This is a genomic window from Pseudomonas sp. WPR_5_2, from assembly GCF_003634475.1.
Lineage (GTDB): Bacteria > Pseudomonadota > Gammaproteobacteria > Pseudomonadales > Pseudomonadaceae > Aquipseudomonas > Aquipseudomonas izuensis.
Genome location: NZ_RBLA01000006.1, coordinates 449,587 through 466,256 on the forward strand (window position 1 = coordinate 449,587; position 16,670 = coordinate 466,256).

Genomic DNA, 16,670 nt, shown 5'->3' on the forward strand with positions numbered 1-16,670 from the left:
AATCTCGCGTGCGTTCGTACAAACTCATCGCCTAAGAGCGTCGAGATGAGTAAGATTTTTCTTATCCAATAAAAAAGCCCCGATCAGATCGGGGCCTTTTGTAATTCGATTTGTCGATTTACATCGTCAAATCATGGCAAGCTCAGAAATCAATCCCAGCTCAACGCCCCACCAGTCTGATACTCAATAACCCGCGTCTCAAAGAAGTTCTTCTCCTTCTTCAAGTCCATGATCTCGCTCATCCAAGGGAACGGGTTAGTCGTCCCCGGATACTCTTCCTTCAGACCGATCTGCGACAGACGACGGTTAGCAATGAACTTGAGGTAGTCCTCCATCATCGCCGCATTCATGCCCAACACACCGCGAGGCATGGTGTCACGAGCGTATTCGATCTCCAGTTGAGTGCCCTGCAGAATCATCTGCGAAGCTTCTTCCTTCATTTCAGCATCCCACAAGTGCGGGTTTTCGATTTTGATCTGGTTGATCACGTCGATGCCGAAGTTCAGGTGCATGGATTCGTCGCGCAGGATGTATTGGAACTGCTCGGCGACGCCGGTCATTTTGTTGCGGCGGCCCATGGAGAGGATTTGGGTGAAGCCGCAGTAGAAGAAGATGCCTTCCAGAACGCAGTAGTAGGCGATCAGGTTGCGCAGCAGTTCTTTGTCGGTTTCGACGGTGCCGGTTTCGAACTTCGGATCGGAGATCGAGCGGGTGTATTTCAGGCCCCAGGTGGCTTTTTTCGCGACCGATGGGATCTCGTGGTACATGTTGAAGATTTCGCCTTCATCCATGGCCAGCGATTCGATGCAGTACTGGTAGGCGTGGGTGTGGATCGCTTCTTCGAAAGCCTGGCGCAGGATGTACTGGCGGCATTCCGGGTTGGTGATCAGGCGGTACACGGCCAGGACCAGGTTGTTGGCAACCAGGGAGTCGGCGGTGGAGAAGAAGCCGAGGTTGCGCATCACGATGCGGCGCTCGTCGTCGGTCAGGCCTTCCGGGTTTTTCCAGAGGGCGATGTCGGCGGTCATGTTGACTTCTTGCGGCATCCAGTGGTTTGCGCAGCCGTCCAGGTATTTCTGCCAGGCCCAGTCGTACTTGAAGGGCACGAGTTGGTTGAGGTCGGCGCGGCAGTTGATCATGCGCTTTTCGTCAACGGCGACACGGGCGGAGGCGCCTTCGAGTTCGGCGAGGCCTTCGGCGACGTCGAGGGAATCCAGGGCAGCTTTGGCGCGGGCCACGGCAGCGGAGTCAGAGGCGGTCACGGCGCGAGCTTCCAGGGCTGCGGCACCGCCGGCGCTGTCGAGACGGTCCATATTGGCTTCGGTGGCGTGGCCGGCGTTGGCGCTCTTGGCCACTACTTCCGTGTCTTCTTTGTCGAATTCGTCCCAGCTCAGCATGACGTGTCGTCTCCTGCGTGAGGGCCAGTTGCCCGTGTGAAAATGAATAGGTCGGTTTTTCACACGGCCTTACTGGCCGCGTTGGATCTAAAGGAATCGTTTTTTGCAGCAGCTATACGCAGGCATCAAACAGAATTTTGTACGGGGTTCCGAGAGCCACTGATGGGCGCAGCAAGCTTTGATTGCTTGTGCGGGGCTTCAGACTGGCTTTTCATCCCTGTAAGGGAATATTGCAGGCCCGTTTACGGCCGCATTATAGGGAAGTTTTGCGTGCTGTGGTGCGACGAAATGGCTTGCGGATCGGTCGACGGCGACCGTTGTTCGGCCAGAGCGAGGGTTTACAGGGCTTTGAACGATGTTGGCGGGGAAAGATTTTTTTTCCTGATTTTTTGCCGTGGATTATTTTTGCTCAAGAAATAACCAAAAAAGGCTTTTTTCACTACATCTTGTGTTTCTGTGGGGGTTTCTCAGGCTCCAGACACAACTAAGCCCGACCGAAGTCGGGCCATGAAGTCGCGCTGGCGGCTCAGCTCAGGCGAGCGGCGCCAACGTGGTCGGTACCATCGGCGGCGAGGCGGGCGGCGCCAGTGTGATCAGAGCCGTCGGCAGCAAGTTTGCCTGCGCCAACGTGGTCTGCGCCATCGGCTGCGAAGGATGCTGAACCGGTGTGGTCGTAACCGTCGGAAGCGACAGCCGCTTCGCTGGTGTAGGCGGCCGAGCCGGTGCGGTCGTAACCATCGGCGGCGAAGGTGTTGGCAGCCAGGACGGAGAGGGTCAGGGCGAGGATCAGTTGGGTTTTCATGGTCTTTGCTCCAGTTTCGAGGGCGTTGTTTGTCTTGGGTTGAGATCGATACTACGCCGACTATTTCGATTAAAAAGCGCAAATAAATGCTTAAAATAATCGAAATATTCGATTGTTAAGGTTCGGCGCTTCATCTGCCTGATCGCGGCGGGTGGGTCGAACCTATTCGGGGGAGGGGTGAAGCAGGGGATCAGCCGTTAGAGCAACCGTTGCCCATCGCGCTGTAACGCAGGATATGCCGTTGACCGTTGGAATCTTCGTATTCCATTTTCATTGGCACAACTTCACAAACATTCGGGGCTTCGCTCATGGAGATCACTTTGGCGATGTCCAGGTTCATCGAGTAAGTGTATTCCTCAATGGGCGGTTGTTGCTGCGCGACATCAGTCGGGACCTCGCCTGCCATGGCACTTACGCACACGCTGCTGAGGGCCAGAACCAATAAAGCTTTCATTTGAATTTTACCTTTCTAAGGTCGAGTGGGTTCACGCAACCTTTTTGGGGTTGCGTGTGGAGCTGAACTACTTGGTTTGGGTTAACTGCCTTCGTGGGGGCTGTAACTGGGTTAACTCAGGTTGCCGGGTTGGCGTGGCAGATTTTAGGGGGGGCGGATACGTTCATATAGACGTGGTTTTGATAAACACCTTTGACAGATCCTGTAACAATCCCCGAATAACCTCTATTTCTCTGCGGGAGCGAGCTTGCTCGCGATGAACCTGAGATCTTCGCGGGGTGTAAGGCTGGGCGCGTTATCGTTGACGACCATCGCGAGCAGGGCTCGGTCCTACCAGGGGCGGTGGGCGGTTTAGAGCTATTCATGACAATTTGTATGGGCTTGTTACTACCATCGTCGAATGGTTCTATAGGCCCGGCCCGGCTAAAACGGGGGCCATACAAAAACAACTAATTCCACCGAGGTAAGAAAGATGAGTGCGGCTTCCCTGTATCCCGTTCGTCCCGAGGTCCTGGCCAATACGCTGACTGACGAGGCGACCTACAAGGCCATGTACCAGCAGTCGGTCGTCAACCCGGACGGTTTCTGGCGCGAGCAAGCCAAGCGCCTCGACTGGATCAAGCCTTTCACCACGGTCAAGCAGACCTCCTTCGACGATCACCATGTCGACATCAAGTGGTTCGCCGACGGCACCCTGAACGTTTCCTACAACTGCCTCGACCGGCATCTGGCCGAGCGCGGCGATCAGGTCGCGATCATTTGGGAGGGCGATGACCCTGCCGAAAGCCGAAACATCACCTACCGCGAACTGCATGAACAAGTCTGCAAGTTCGCCAACGCCCTGCGCGGCCAGGACGTGCACCGCGGCGACGTGGTGACGATCTATATGCCGATGATCCCCGAAGCCGTGGTCGCCATGCTGGCCTGCACCCGGATCGGCGCGATTCACTCGGTGGTGTTCGGCGGCTTCTCGCCGGAAGCCCTGGCCGGTCGCATCATCGACTGCCGCTCGAAAGTGGTGATCACCGCCGACGAAGGCATCCGTGCCGGCAAGAAGATCCCGCTCAAGGCCAACGTCGACGATGCGCTGACCAACCCGGAAACCAGCAGCATCCAGAAAGTCATCGTCTGCCAGCGCACCGGTGGCGACATCAAGTGGAACCAGCACCGCGACATCTGGTACGAAGACCTGATGAAAGTGGCCGGCACCGTGTGCGCGCCGAAAGAGATGGGCGCCGAAGAAGCGCTGTTCATCCTTTACACCTCCGGTTCCACCGGCAAGCCGAAGGGCGTGCAGCACACCACCGGCGGCTATCTGTTGTATGCGGCCATGACCCACGAACGTGTATTCGACTACCGTCCGGGGGAAATCTACTGGTGCACCGCCGACGTCGGCTGGGTCACCGGCCACAGTTACATCGTGTATGGCCCACTGGCCAATGGCGCGACCACGCTGCTGTTCGAAGGCGTGCCGAACTACCCGGACATCACCCGGGTGGCGAAGATCGTCGACAAGCACAAGGTCAACATCCTCTACACCGCACCGACGGCGATCCGCGCCATGATGGCCTCGGGCACGGCGGCGGTGGAAGGCGCCGATGGCAGCAGCCTGCGCCTGCTCGGTTCGGTGGGCGAGCCGATCAACCCGGAAGCCTGGGACTGGTACTACAAGAACGTCGGCCAGTCCCGTTGCCCGATCGTCGACACCTGGTGGCAGACCGAAACCGGCGGCAACATGATGAGCCCGCTGCCGGGCGCCCATGCCATGAAGCCAGGTTCGGCGGCGCGTCCGTTCTTCGGCGTGGTGCCGGCCCTGGTGGACAACCTGGGCAACATCATCGAAGGCGAGGCCGAGGGCAACCTGGTGATTCTCGATTCGTGGCCAGGCCAGGCGCGCACGCTGTACGGCGATCACGACCGTTTCGTCGACACCTACTTCAAGACCTTCCGCGGCATGTACTTCACCGGTGACGGCGCCCGTCGCGATGCCGATGGGTACTACTGGATCACCGGTCGGGTGGACGACGTGCTCAATGTCTCCGGCCACCGCATGGGCACCGCCGAGATCGAAAGCGCCATGGTCGCGCACCCGAAAGTCGCGGAAGCGGCGGTGGTCGGTGTGCCGCACGACATCAAGGGCCAGGGCATCTATGTCTACGTCACCCTGATCGCCGGCGAAGAAACCAGCGAGCAGTTGCGCCTGGAGCTGAAGAACTGGGTGCGTAAGGAGATCGGCCCGATTGCTTCGCCGGACGTGATCCAGTGGGCGCCGGGCCTGCCGAAAACCCGCTCGGGCAAGATCATGCGGCGGATTCTGCGCAAGATTGCTACCGCTGAATACGACGGGTTGGGCGATATTTCCACCCTGGCGGACCCGGGTGTGGTGCAGCATTTGATTGATACGCACAAGACGATGAATGTTGCGTAAGTAGCGTTTGGCGTCATCGAAGCCCCGCCCGATGTTGAGTCGGGTGGGGCTTTTTGTTGCCTGAGGTTTTTGTGTTGGCAGTTCTGGCCTCATCGCGGGCAAGCCTTGCTCCCACAGGTTTTGTGTTGTTCGCCGATCTTGGGCACGACGCCGACTCCGTGGGAGCAAGGCTTGCCCGCGATGACGGCCTGACAGATACCACATAAACACCAGCCAATAATTATCGGCTTCCTCTGTCAGTGCTTTCCCACTGTTACCCATCTGCTTTCAAGTAACTGAATGTGTAACCGCTCGCGCAGAGTCGGGGCATTGCGAAACGCCAGCGGCCAGCAATGGTGCATTTCGCACGCTCAAAAAATAACTCCCCACGCTACGCTTGCCGGATTAGAAGGGTTTGCCAATAATAGGCCCGCAATTTGCAACATAGATCGGTTTACCATCTTTTGCTCTTGCATGATTTTGCAAGGCTGTCAACGTGCCTAAACGGCTTTCTCGGTGCTTCTGTAACTAGTTGTCGCATTGAAGAAATATCGGCTTCGGGCCTGTCGTTAGAATGCCGATCATTCGCTCGTCGTTGCCCGTGTTGAAAATTCGCACACGCAATGCAGGACGCAGCAACGCTTTCCGGTTCCACTCATTCGCATATTGGGCTGTCGCTCACTCTGCCGTTTTAGCCCTTTTCCGATGGAGTCCCAAGATGAAGAAACTCGTGCTGCTTGGCGCCCTGGCACTGTCCACCGTGCTGTCCCTGCCAACCTTCGCCGATGAAAAACCTCTGAAAATCGGTATTGAAGCGGCTTACCCTCCGTTCGCATCCAAAGCACCGGACGGCAGCATCGTGGGTTTCGACTACGACATCGGCAACGCCCTGTGCGAAGAGATGAAGGTCAAGTGCGTGTGGGTCGAGCAAGAGTTCGACGGTCTGATCCCGGCGCTCAAGGTGCGCAAGATCGACGCGATCCTGTCGTCCATGTCGATCACTGAAGATCGCAAGAAGTCCGTGGACTTCACCAACAAGTACTACAACACTCCGGCGCGCCTGGTCATGAAGGCCGGCACTCAGGTCAGCGACAACCTGACCGAGCTCAAGGGCAAGAACATCGGCGTGCAACGTGGTTCGATCCACGAGCGTTTCGCCCGTGAAGTCCTGGCCCCGTTGGGTGCCGAGATCAAGCCGTACGGCTCGCAGAACGAAATTTATCTGGATGTGGCCGCTGGCCGCCTCGACGGCACCGTGGCAGACGCTACGCTGCTGGATGACGGTTTCCTGAAAACCGACGCCGGTAAAGGCTTCGCCTTCGTCGGTCCTGCGTTCACCGACGTCAAATACTTCGGCGACGGCGTCGGCATTGCCGTGCGCAAGGGCGACAAGGCTGAACTGGACAAGCTCAACACTGCCATCGCGGCCATCCGCGAAAACGGCAAGTACAAGCAAATCCAGGACAAGTACTTCGCCTTCGATATCTACGGCAAGTAACACGTCCCGGCGACAAGTCCTAAATGGCGCAAGCAACAGGATCTCTGAGGTTTGCGCCATTTTTTCATCCCAACTTTCGAGGACCTGAATCATGTTGAAAGGCTACGGGGCTGTCATCCTCGATGGCGCTTGGCTGACGCTTCAGCTCGCCTTGTCGTCCATGGCCCTGGCCATTGTTCTGGGCCTGATCGGCGTGGCACTGCGCCTGTCGCCGGTGCGCTGGCTGGCCTGGCTGGGCGATCTGTACTCCACGGTGATCCGCGGTATTCCCGACCTGGTGTTGATCCTGCTGATTTTCTACGGCGGCCAGGACCTGCTCAACCGCGTCGCACCGCTGCTCGGTTTTGACGAGTACATCGACTTGAACCCACTGGCTGCCGGTATCGGCACCCTGGGCTTCATCTTCGGGGCGTACCTGTCGGAAACCTTCCGTGGCGCCTTCATGGCGATCCCCAAGGGGCAGGCCGAAGCCGGCATGGCTTACGGCATGAGCAGTTTCCAGGTGTTCTTCCGGGTGCTGGTACCGCAGATGATTCGCCTGGCAATTCCGGGTTTTACCAACAACTGGCTGGTACTGACCAAGGCCACCGCGCTGATTTCGGTGGTGGGTCTGCAAGACATGATGTTCAAGGCCAAGCAGGCGGCCGATGCCACCCGCGAACCTTTCACCTTCTTCCTCGCAGTGGCGGCGATGTACCTGGTGATCACCAGTGTCTCGTTGCTGGCATTGCGTCACCTTGAGAAGCGCTACTCGGTAGGCGTAAGGGCGGCTGATCTATGATCTTCGACTACAACGTCATTTGGGAGGCCTTGCCGCTGTACTTCGGCGGCCTGGTGACCACCCTCAAACTGCTCGCGCTGTCGCTGTTCTTCGGCCTGCTGTGTGCCTTGCCGCTGGGCCTGATGCGCGTGTCGAAAAACGCGGCGGTCAACATGACCGCATGGCTCTACACCTACGTGATCCGCGGCACGCCGATGCTGGTGCAGTTGTTCCTGATCTACTACGGTCTGGCGCAATTCGAAACCGTTCGCGACAGCTTCCTCTGGCCGTGGCTGTCCAGCGCGACCTTCTGTGCGTGCCTGGCATTCGCCATCAACACTAGCGCCTACACTGCCGAAATCATCGCCGGTAGCCTGCGGGCCACGCCGAACGGCGAGATCGAAGCGGCCAAGGCCATGGGCATGTCGCGGGTCAAGATGTACAAGCGCATCCTGTTGCCGTCGGCTCTGCGTCGTGCGCTGCCGCAATACAGCAACGAAGTGATCATGATGCTGCAGACCACCAGTCTGGCGTCCATCGTGACCCTGATCGACATCACCGGTGCCGCGCGCACGGTCAACGCCCAGTTCTACCTGCCGTTCGAAGCGTACATCACCGCCGGCGTGTTCTACCTGTGCCTGACGTTCATTCTGGTGAAACTGTTCAAACTGGCCGAGCGTCGCTGGCTGGGCTATCTGGCCCCGCGGAAGCACTGATATGGAACGCATCGACCATGCATTGCCGTGGAGCCACCTCGGTAGCGAACGCCAGGTTTCGGTGTTCCGCTTCGGCAGTGGCGAGCGCAAGGCCTACATCCAGGCCAGCCTGCACGCCGATGAGCTGCCGGGCATGCGCACGGCCTGGGCGCTGAAAAAGCGCCTGGCCGAACTCGAAGCCCAAGGCTTGCTCAACGGCGTGATCGAACTGGTGCCGGTGGCCAATCCACTGGGCCTCGGTCAGTTGCTGCAGGGCAATCACCAGGGGCGTTTCGAGGCCGGCAGCGGCAAGAACTTCAACCGGGATTTCGTCGAGCTCAGCGCGCCTGTGGCGGCGGCGCTCGATGGGCATCTGGGCGATGACCCGCACGCCAACATCCGCTTGATCCGCCAGGCCATGAGTGATCATCTGGCTGCCTTGCCAGAGGCGAGCAGCCAGTTGCAAGGCATGCAGCGTGTGCTGCTCAGCCATGCCTGCACCGCCGATGTGGTGCTGGACCTGCATTGCGATTGCGAGGCGGCGCTGCACATGTACGCCTTGCCGCAGCACTGGCCGCAATGGCGTTCGCTGGCCGCGCACCTGAATGTGCGGGTCGGTTTGCTGGCGGAAGATTCCGGCGGCAGCTCCTTCGACGAAGCCTGTTCGCTGCCGTGGTTGCGGTTGTCCCGTTTGTTCCCGGAGGCGCAGATTCCGCTGGCGTGCCTGGCGACTACCATTGAACTGGGTGGTCAGGCCGACACCGGTCGCCTCGAGACCGAGGCGCACGCCGAGGGCATTCTGGCGTTCCTCGCCGAGCAGGGCTTGATCAGCGGCGATTGGCCTGCACCTGCTCAGGACGCTTGCGAAGGCCTGCCGTTCGAAGGCACTGAATTGCTGTTCGCGCCGCATCCGGGCGTGGTGAGTTTTCTGCGTAAACCCGGCGAGTGGATTGAAGCCGGCGACGAGATTTTTGAAGTGATCGATCCGCTGGCGGATCGGGTCAGCACGGTGTGTGCTGGTACCTCCGGGGTGCTGTTTGCCATTGAACGGCTGCGTTATGCCCAACCCGGTTTCTGGCTGGCCAAGGTGGCGGGGCGCGAAGCGCTGCGTCACGGGCGCTTGCTCAACGACTGACTGACTGCTTTTTGTGAGAACCGACCGCATGTACAAACTTGAAGTCCAAGACCTGCATAAACGCTATGGCAGTCACGAAGTGCTCAAGGGCGTGTCCCTGAAAGCGGCGGCTGGCGATGTGATCAGCATCATCGGCTCCAGTGGCTCCGGCAAAAGTACCTTCCTGCGCTGCATCAACCTGTTGGAGCAGCCGCACGCGGGCAAGATCCTGCTCAACAACGAAGAGCTGAAGCTGGTGGCGAACAAGGACGGCGCGCTGAAGGCCGCCGACCCGAAACAGCTGCAACGCATGCGTTCGCGCCTGTCGATGGTGTTCCAGCATTTCAACCTGTGGTCGCACATGACCGCGCTGGAAAACATCATGGAAGCGCCAGTTCATGTGCTGGGCGTGTCCAAGGCCGAGGCCCGTGAAAAGGCCGAGCATTACCTGAACAAGGTGGGTGTCGCTCATCGCAAGGATGCCTACCCGGGCCATATGTCCGGCGGCGAGCAACAGCGCGTGGCGATTGCCCGTGCGCTGGCGATGGAACCTGAAGTGATGCTGTTCGACGAACCGACCTCGGCCCTCGACCCGGAGCTGGTCGGCGATGTTCTCAAGGTGATGCAGGCCCTGGCCCAGGAAGGCCGGACCATGGTGGTGGTGACCCACGAAATGGGCTTCGCCCGTGAAGTGTCGAACCAGCTGGTGTTCCTGCACAAAGGTGTCGTCGAAGAAAGCGGCAACCCGCGTGAAGTGCTGGTGAACCCACAATCGGAACGCTTGCAGCAATTCCTCTCGGGCAGCCTGAAGTAATCAAGACTGCCGTTGTGCACCAGGATCGTGCATGCTTCGCAAATCAGAGGCTGGCTCCTGATCCCTTGTAGGAGCGAGCCTGCTCGCGAATGCGGTGTGACATCCAGCGTAGATGTTGACTGATCCACCGCTTTCGCGAGCAGGCTCGCTCCTACAGTTGATCTGTGTTGGTTTCGAGATTTGCGTCCACTTACGGGCTAGCATTGGCCCATGCCTTCATCACTGTTCTTCGCTTCGGATCGCCCACCCATGACTGCCCATCGAATTGGTTTCCTGATTTGGCCCAGCACTAAAGCACTGACGCTTGCGCTGGCTGAGGAGGCCTTGCGTGTTGCCCAGCGTGTGCATCCGGACGTGGTCTACGAACTGTCTTTCCTGCAGGCCGAACCTCCGGCCGAAAACGCCTGGCAATTGCCCGGCGAAGCCTGGACTGGCAAGCTCGAAAATTTCCAGAAACTGTTCCTGCTCGCCGACGAGCCACCGACCACCCTGGCGCCGGCACTCAGCAGTGCGCTGAAACAACTGGTGCGTTCGGGGTGTGTGATCGGTGGTCTGTCCGCTGGTGTCTATCCGTTGGCGCAACTCGGTTTGCTTGATGGTTATCGTGCTGCCGTGCATTGGCGCTGGCAGGACGATTTCGCTGAACGTTTCCCGAAAGTCATCGCCACCAGCCATCTGTTCGACTGGGATCGCGATCGCCTGACCGCCTGCGGCGGCATGTCGGTGCTCGACTTGCTGCTGGCGGTGCTGGCTCGCGATCACGGTGCGGAACTGGCCGGTGCGGTGTCGGAAGAGTTGGTGGTCGAGCGCATCCGCGAAGGCGGCGAGCGTCAGCGCATTCCGTTACAGAATCGCCTCGGCTCCAGCCATCCAAAGCTCACCCAGGCGGTGCTGCTGATGGAGGCCAACATCGAAGAGCCGCTGACCACCGACGAAATCGCCCAGCACGTGTGCGTGTCCCGTCGACAACTGGAGCGGATCTTCAAGCAATACCTCAACCGTGTGCCGAGCCAGTACTACCTGGAACTGCGCCTGAACAAGGCCCGGCAGATGTTGATGCAAACCAGTAAGTCGATCATCCAGATCGGCTTGTCCTGTGGCTTCTCCTCGGGGCCGCATTTCTCCAGCGCCTACCGCAACTTCTTCGGCGCCACGCCGCGGGAAGATCGCAACCAGCGACGCAGCAGCAGCCCGTTCGAGTTGTCCTCCGTGCCTTCCGAGCGCGGCTGATTTCTGCCTGATCAGTCCATGGCGCTATTGCCATGGATGACCTGTTAAAGCCTTCGCTCATCCTTCTTTATAGATGTCCGGCCGTTGTCGGCATCTCGCGATGCCTCGGTAAATCAAATCCTGCCAAGCCTGCCGTTAACTGTCTGGTCCAGTTAAACTGCGCCTTTGCGACCCTATATGTCGCATTGCCGTAAACCCGGGAAAATCCGGGGTTTGCGCTATAAGAAGTTGTCGCTTGGCGGCAAGGCCGGGCTGAAAACTGTCCTTACAATCCCCCCATCGCTCGCCAGTTTCAGGCGAGTGTTTTCTCTTCAGGAGACTCCGATGTCCGTTGAGCACGCTGCGGTACAACGCGCCGATTTCGATCAGGTTATGGTTCCCAACTACGCGCCTGCCGCCTTCATTCCTGTGCGTGGCGCCGGCTCCCGCGTCTGGGACCAGTCCGGTCGCGAGCTGATCGACTTCGCCGGCGGGATTGCCGTAAACGTATTGGGCCATGCGCATCCGGCGCTGGTCGGCGCCTTGACCGAACAGGCCAACAAGCTGTGGCACGTGTCCAACGTGTTCACCAATGAGCCGGCCCTGCGCCTGGCCCATAAGCTGATCGATGCCACCTTTGCCGAGCGTGCTTTCTTCTGCAACTCCGGCGCTGAAGCCAACGAGGCCGCCTTCAAGCTGGCCCGTCGCGTCGGTCACGACCGCTTCGGCAGCGAGAAGTACGAAATCATCGCCGCGCTCAACAGCTTCCACGGTCGTACCCTGTTCACCGTGAACGTCGGTGGCCAGTCGAAGTATTCCGACGGTTTCGGTCCGAAAATCACCGGTATCACCCACGTGCCGTACAACGATCTGGCCGCGCTGAAGGCCGCCATTTCCGACAAGACTTGCGCGGTGGTGCTGGAGCCGATCCAGGGCGAAAGCGGTGTTATCCCGGCTGAACTCGAATACCTGCAAGGCGCCCGCGAGCTCTGCACCGCGCACAACGCGCTGCTGATCTTCGACGAAGTGCAAACCGGCATGGGCCGTACCGGCAAACTGTTCGCCTATCAGCACTACGGCGTGATCCCGGACATCCTGACCAGCGCCAAGAGCCTGGGCGGCGGTTTCCCGATCGCGGCGATGCTGACCACCGAAGACCTGGCCAAGCACCTTGTCGTCGGCACCCACGGCACCACCTACGGCGGCAACCCGCTGGCGTGCGCGGTCGCGGAAGCGGTGGTCGACGTGGTCAATACTCCTGAGGTGCTGGCCGGTGTAAACGCCAAGCACGACAAGTTCAAGGCTCGCCTGGAGCAGATCGGCGAGAAGTACGGCCTGTTCACCAAGGTGCGTGGTCTGGGCCTGTTGATCGGTTGTGTGCTGAGCGACGCCTGGAAAGGCAAGGCCAAGGACATCTTCAACGCCGCTGAGAAAGAAGGCCTGATGGTGTTGCAAGCGGGGCCGGACGTGGTCCGTTTCGCGCCTAGCCTGGTGGTTGAAGACGCCGACATCGATGCCGGTCTGGACCGCTTCGAACGTGCTGCGGCAAAACTGACCCAAGCCTGAATTCAGGTCGCGTGACGCTCGGCGCCTATTCTCAAGGGTGGGCGCCGAGACAATTTTTCCGTGCCGGGCCTGCCCGACGCATGACCCCTGTAGGAGCTGGCTTGCCAGCGAAGAGGCCCGAAAGCCTCGCGGTGATCAAACGGTCGCCTTCGCTGGCAAGCCAGCTCCTACAGAGGGCGATGTGTTGAGCAACCCCGGTATTTTTTTCCCGTCGGCCAATCGGGTCGACCTGTTCTTGATTAAGGAGTGACACCATGCTGGTGATGCGCCCCGCGCAAATGGCTGATCTGGGCGAGGTACAGCGTCTGGCTGCGGACAGCCCGATTGGTGTCACTTCCTTGCCGGATGACGTTGAACGCCTGAGCGACAAGATCGCCGCGAGCGAGGCGTCGTTCGCTGCCGAAGTGAGTTTCAACGGTGAAGAAAGCTATTTCTTCGTCCTCGAAGACACGGCCACCGGCAAACTGGTGGGCTGCTCGGCGATCGTCGCTTCCGCCGGTTATTCCGAGCCGTTCTACAGCTTCCGCAATGAAACCTTCGTGCACGCCTCTCGCGAGCTGAAGATTCATAACAAGATCCACGTGCTTTCCCAGTGCCACGACCTGACCGGCAACAGCTTGCTGACCAGTTTCTACGTACAGCGTGAGCTGGTGGGTTCGCCCTGGGCCGAGCTCAACTCCCGTGGTCGCCTGCTGTTCGTGGCCAGCCACCCGGAGCGCTTTGCCGATTCCGTGGTGACCGAGATCGTCGGCTACAGCGATGAAAATGGCGACTCGCCGTTCTGGGATGCCATCGGCCGCAACTTCTTCGACCTCAATTACGCCGAAGCCGAGCGTCTTTGCGGTCTGAAGAGCCGTACGTTCCTGGCCGAGCTGATGCCGCATTACCCGATCTACGTGCCGTTGCTGCCGGACTCTGCGCAAGAAGCGATGGGCCAGGTGCATCCACGGGCGCAGATCACCTTCGACATCCTGATGCGCGAAGGCTTCGAGACCGATCACTACATCGACATTTTCGACGGCGGCCCGACCCTGCACGCCCGCGTCTCGGGGATCCGTTCGATCGCCCAGAGCCGCGTGGTGCCGGTGAAAATCGGCGAGCCGGTCAAAGGTGTCGGTCGACAGTACCTGGTGTCCAACGCGCAGTTGCAGGATTACCGCGCGGTTATGCTCGAGCTCGATTACGCGCCGGGCAAACCCGTCACTCTCGACCTGGATGCGGCCGAAGCCCTGGGCGTCGGTGAAGGTGCCAGCGTGCGCCTGGTAGCGGTTTGACACCTGACTGAAAAGAGTCTTGCAAAGCAGCGAAGTTTCGCGGGTGGCGTTGGCGGCCCGTTTGAGGAGATAGCATGATCGTTCGTCCCGTACGCAGCAGCGATTTACCCGCTCTGATCGACCTGGCCCGCAGCACCGGCACCGGCCTGACCACCTTGCCGGCCAACGAAGAGCGTCTGGCCCATCGGGTTGGCTGGGCCGAGAAGACCTTCCGTGGCGAAGCCGGGCGGGGCGATGCGGACTACCTGTTCGTGCTCGAAGACGACAACGCTCGCGTGGTGGGCATTTCCGCCATTGCAGGCGCCGTTGGCCTGCGGGAGCCCTGGTACAACTTCCGTGTCGGTCTGACCGTCAGCGCGTCCCAGGAACTGAACATCTATCGCGAAATCCCGACGCTGTTCCTGGCCAACGACCTGACCGGCAACTCCGAGCTGTGCTCGCTGTTCCTGCACGCCGATTACCGCAGTGGCCTCAATGGCCGCATGCTGTCCAAGGCGCGGATGCTGTTCATCGCCGAATTCCCGCAACTGTTCGGCAACAAGATCATTGCCGAGATGCGCGGCGTGTCCGATGACGCCGGGCGCTCGCCGTTCTGGGAAAGCCTGGGCCGACACTTCTTCAAGATGGAATTCAGCCAGGCCGACTACCTGACCGGCGTGGGCAACAAGGCGTTCATCGCCGAACTGATGCCGAAATTCCCGTTGTACACCTGCTTCCTGTCGCCGGATGCACGCAACGTGATCGGTCAGGTGCACCCGGACACCGAGCCAGCGCTGGCCATGCTCAAGAGCGAAGGTTTCAGCTACCAGGGTTACGTCGACATTTTCGACGCAGGCCCGGCCATCGAATGCGAAACCGGCAAGATCCGCGCCGTGCGTGACAGCCAGGCGCTGGTGTTGGCCATCGGCACACCGGGTGACGACGCCACGCCATTCATCATTCACAACCGCAAGCGCGAAGACTGCCGCATCACTGCCGCTCCGGCACGTCTGGCCGCCGGTACGCTGGTGGTCGACCCGCTGACCGCCAAACGTCTTCAACTCAACGCTGGCGATCAAGTGCGCGCCGTGGCGTTGTCCGCAGCTCGGGAGTCGAAATAATGAAGTCGCTATACATTGCAGGTGAATGGCTGGCCGGTCAGGGCGAAACGTTCCAGTCGCTGAACCCGGTGACCCAGCAAGTGCTGTGGTCGGGTGAAGGCGCCACCGCCGCTCAGGTTGAATCGGCCGTGCAAGCGGCGCGTCAGGCGTTCCCGGGCTGGGCCCGTCGGACCCTGGAAGAGCGCATTTCGGTACTGGAAGCCTTTGCCGCAGCCTTGAAGACCAACGCTGACGAATTGGCTCGCACCATCGGTGAGGAAACCGGCAAGCCCCTGTGGGAAGCGGCGACCGAAGTCACCAGCATGGTCAACAAGATTGCCATCTCGGTGCAGAGCTACCGTGAGCGCACCGGCGAGAAGAGCGGCCCGCTGGGCGACGCCACCGCCGTGCTGCGCCACAAACCCCATGGTGTTGTCGCCGTTTTCGGCCCTTACAACTTCCCGGGCCACTTGCCCAACGGTCATATCGTGCCGGCACTGCTGGCCGGTAACAGTGTGCTGTTCAAGCCCAGCGAACTGACACCGAAAGTCGCCGAACTGACGGTCAAGTGCTGGATCGAGGCCGGTCTGCCGGCCGGTGTGCTGAACCTGCTGCAAGGCGCCCGCGAAACCGGTATCGCCCTGGCGGCGAATCCGGGGATCGACGGGCTGTTCTTCACCGGCTCCAGCCGTACCGGCAATCACTTGCACAATCAGTTTGCCGGCCGTCCGGACAAGATCCTCGCGCTGGAAATGGGCGGTAACAACCCGCTGGTGGTCGATCAGGTCGCCGATGTGGAAGCCGCGGTGTACACCATCATTCAGTCGGCGTTCATTTCTGCTGGTCAACGCTGCACCTGCGCACGCCGCCTGTTGGTGCCACAAGGCGCCTGGGGCGATGCATTGCTGGCGCGACTGGTGGCAGTCAGCTCGACGATTGAGGTCGGCGCTTTTGATCAGCAACCGGCGCCATTCATGGGTTCGGTGATTTCCCTCGGTGCGGCCAAGGCGCTGATGGAGGCCCAGGAGCATCTGTTGGCCAACGGCGCGGTGGCGCTGCTGGAAATGACTCAACCCCAGGCCCAGGCCGCACTGCTGACCCCAGGCATTCTCGACGTGACCGCCGTGGCCGAGCGCCCGGATGAAGAGCTGTTCGGTCCGTTGCTGCAGGTGATCCGCTACGCTGATTTTGAAGCGGCGATCGCTGAAGCCAACGATACCGCCTACGGCCTGGCCGCCGGTCTGCTCTCGGACTCCGAAGCGCGTTATCAGCAATTCTGGCTGGAAAGCCGTGCCGGTATCGTCAACTGGAACAAGCAACTGACCGGCGCCGCGAGTAGCGCGCCATTCGGCGGCGTCGGCGCTTCGGGCAACCATCGCGCCAGCGCTTACTACGCGGCGGATTACTGCGCGTACCCGGTGGCCTCGCTGGAAACGCCGAACCTGGTGTTGCCAGCGGCCCTGACGCCTGGCGTGAAAATGGCGTGATGCCCATTCGCGGGCAAGCCCGCTCCCACAGGTTCGGTGGCGTTCACACATCTTGTGTACGACGCAATCACTGTGGGAGCTGGCTTGCCAGCGATGGCCGCGCCTCGGTCGTAC

Annotated in this window: 14 protein-coding genes; 11 read left to right on the plus strand and 3 right to left on the minus strand. The window is 60.1% G+C overall.

All coding sequences use genetic code 11. The annotated features are described in order from the left end of the window. Window positions 1–149 precede the first annotated feature (149 nt). The 3 genes from BJ917_RS23230 to BJ917_RS23240 form a co-directional block, all read right to left on the minus strand. On the minus strand, window positions 150–1,397 hold the full coding sequence (locus BJ917_RS23230; protein ID WP_020800276.1) for a ribonucleotide-diphosphate reductase subunit beta: 1,248 nt from the start codon (window positions 1,395–1,397) through the stop codon (window positions 150–152). A gap of 526 nt (window positions 1,398–1,923) precedes the next feature. Next, window positions 1,924–2,199 (minus strand): hypothetical protein, encoded by a 276-nt coding sequence (locus tag BJ917_RS23235; RefSeq protein ID WP_121104725.1) that lies wholly within the window; start codon window positions 2,197–2,199, stop codon window positions 1,924–1,926. 190 nt (window positions 2,200–2,389) lie between these two features. Further along, a complete protein-coding gene (locus tag BJ917_RS23240) occupies window positions 2,390–2,653 on the minus strand; it encodes a DUF2790 domain-containing protein (protein WP_121104727.1) in 264 nt (87 codons plus the stop codon). A gap of 472 nt (window positions 2,654–3,125) precedes the next feature. Here BJ917_RS23240 and acs point away from each other — a divergent pair, with 472 nt between their 5' ends. The 11 genes from acs to astD all read left to right on the plus strand — a co-directional run bounded on the left by acs (window position 3,126) and on the right by astD (window position 16,556). After that, window positions 3,126–5,081 carry an acetate--CoA ligase gene (acs, locus tag BJ917_RS23245; protein WP_121104728.1) on the plus strand — a complete coding sequence of 652 codons (1,956 nt, stop codon included), beginning with the start codon at window positions 3,126–3,128 and terminating at the stop codon, window positions 5,079–5,081. 697 nt (window positions 5,082–5,778) lie between these two features. Next, window positions 5,779–6,558: an ABC transporter substrate-binding protein gene (locus BJ917_RS23250; RefSeq protein WP_096509436.1), complete on the plus strand. Its 780-nt coding sequence runs from the start codon at window positions 5,779–5,781 to the stop codon at window positions 6,556–6,558. Between the two features lie 91 nt (window positions 6,559–6,649). After that, complete coding sequence (locus BJ917_RS23255) at window positions 6,650–7,339, plus strand: ABC transporter permease (RefSeq protein WP_047532379.1); 690 nt, start codon at window positions 6,650–6,652, stop codon at window positions 7,337–7,339. Then, window positions 7,336–8,034, plus strand: a complete 699-nt coding sequence (locus tag BJ917_RS23260) for an ABC transporter permease (protein WP_096509437.1) — start codon at window positions 7,336–7,338, stop codon at window positions 8,032–8,034. Before BJ917_RS23255 ends, BJ917_RS23260 begins: the two co-directional genes overlap by 4 nt. 1 nt (window position 8,035) lies before the next feature. After that, complete coding sequence (locus tag BJ917_RS23265; protein WP_121104730.1) at window positions 8,036–9,148, plus strand: M14 family metallopeptidase; 1,113 nt, start codon at window positions 8,036–8,038, stop codon at window positions 9,146–9,148. Window positions 9,149–9,176: 28 nt separating this feature from the next. Next, window positions 9,177–9,941: an ABC transporter ATP-binding protein gene (locus tag BJ917_RS23270; RefSeq protein ID WP_007971015.1), complete on the plus strand. Its 765-nt coding sequence runs from the start codon at window positions 9,177–9,179 to the stop codon at window positions 9,939–9,941. A gap of 249 nt (window positions 9,942–10,190) precedes the next feature. Continuing rightward, window positions 10,191–11,171, plus strand: coding sequence for a transcriptional regulator ArgR (gene argR / locus BJ917_RS23275; RefSeq protein WP_096509439.1), 981 nt, complete (start codon window positions 10,191–10,193; stop codon window positions 11,169–11,171). A gap of 324 nt (window positions 11,172–11,495) precedes the next feature. Next, on the plus strand, window positions 11,496–12,716 hold the full coding sequence (locus BJ917_RS23280) for an aspartate aminotransferase family protein (protein ID WP_096509440.1): 1,221 nt from the start codon (window positions 11,496–11,498) through the stop codon (window positions 12,714–12,716). 254 nt (window positions 12,717–12,970) lie between these two features. Continuing rightward, entirely contained in the window at window positions 12,971–13,990 is a 1,020-nt protein-coding gene (gene aruF / locus BJ917_RS23285) for an arginine/ornithine succinyltransferase subunit alpha (protein WP_096509441.1), read from the plus strand. 74 nt (window positions 13,991–14,064) lie between these two features. After that, window positions 14,065–15,090, plus strand: coding sequence for an arginine N-succinyltransferase (gene astA / locus BJ917_RS23290; RefSeq protein WP_096509442.1), 1,026 nt, complete (start codon window positions 14,065–14,067; stop codon window positions 15,088–15,090). After that, entirely contained in the window at window positions 15,087–16,556 is a 1,470-nt protein-coding gene (gene astD / locus BJ917_RS23295; protein WP_177435609.1) for a succinylglutamate-semialdehyde dehydrogenase, read from the plus strand. The genes astA and astD overlap by 4 nt, the downstream gene beginning before the upstream one ends. Window positions 16,557–16,670: the final 114 nt, after the last annotated feature.

Bases quoted from the DNA above. Each gene is read 5' to 3' on its own strand.
- aruF (WP_096509441.1), top strand. From the start codon at position 12,971: ATGCTGGTGATGCGCCCCGCGCAAATGGCTGATCTGGGCGAGGTACAG.
- BJ917_RS23250 (WP_096509436.1), top strand. From the start codon at position 5,779: ATGAAGAAACTCGTGCTGCTTGGCGCCCTGGCACTGTCCACCGTGCTG.
- BJ917_RS23240 (WP_121104727.1), bottom strand. From the start codon at position 2,653: ATGAAAGCTTTATTGGTTCTGGCCCTCAGCAGCGTGTGCGTAAGTGCC.
- BJ917_RS23230 (WP_020800276.1), bottom strand. From the start codon at position 1,397: ATGCTGAGCTGGGACGAATTCGACAAAGAAGACACGGAAGTAGTGGCC.
- astA (WP_096509442.1), top strand. From the start codon at position 14,065: ATGATCGTTCGTCCCGTACGCAGCAGCGATTTACCCGCTCTGATCGAC.
- BJ917_RS23270 (WP_007971015.1), top strand. From the start codon at position 9,177: ATGTACAAACTTGAAGTCCAAGACCTGCATAAACGCTATGGCAGTCAC.
- BJ917_RS23265 (WP_121104730.1), top strand. From the start codon at position 8,036: ATGGAACGCATCGACCATGCATTGCCGTGGAGCCACCTCGGTAGCGAA.
- BJ917_RS23280 (WP_096509440.1), top strand. From the start codon at position 11,496: ATGTCCGTTGAGCACGCTGCGGTACAACGCGCCGATTTCGATCAGGTT.
- BJ917_RS23235 (WP_121104725.1), bottom strand. From the start codon at position 2,199: ATGAAAACCCAACTGATCCTCGCCCTGACCCTCTCCGTCCTGGCTGCC.
- BJ917_RS23255 (WP_047532379.1), top strand. From the start codon at position 6,650: ATGTTGAAAGGCTACGGGGCTGTCATCCTCGATGGCGCTTGGCTGACG.
- argR (WP_096509439.1), top strand. From the start codon at position 10,191: ATGACTGCCCATCGAATTGGTTTCCTGATTTGGCCCAGCACTAAAGCA.
- acs (WP_121104728.1), top strand. From the start codon at position 3,126: ATGAGTGCGGCTTCCCTGTATCCCGTTCGTCCCGAGGTCCTGGCCAAT.
- BJ917_RS23260 (WP_096509437.1), top strand. From the start codon at position 7,336: ATGATCTTCGACTACAACGTCATTTGGGAGGCCTTGCCGCTGTACTTC.